1 protein-coding gene is annotated in these 243 nt (G+C 58.0%); it reads right to left on the minus strand.

Annotated features, from left to right (window positions below; genetic code table 11):
- A partial coding sequence (locus tag ACWGS9_RS35910) for a hypothetical protein (RefSeq protein ID WP_454509573.1) occupies positions 1-243 on the minus strand: 243 nt, incomplete at both ends.

Raw genomic sequence — 243 nt, forward strand, 5'->3', positions numbered from 1 at the left:
GCATATTTGCGGACGGTCGCGTACTGCTCGGCTGCTAAAGCCAGGGGTGAAGCCTCGTTGTCTTCTACCATAGCGGCAAGCTCGGGCTTCATGCGAAGCAATCGAGGCCAGCCAACTTCGCGGTCGAGTGTCTCGATCGCATCATCGCCATTGTCATTCGCCGCCTGGAGGGCGGATATCGTATCGAGGAACATCCGAAGAATCTTTGAGGTCTCGGGCCGAGCGTCCATGTGCCGCTGTTTC

Source organism: Mesorhizobium sp. Arg314, assembly GCF_053714275.1.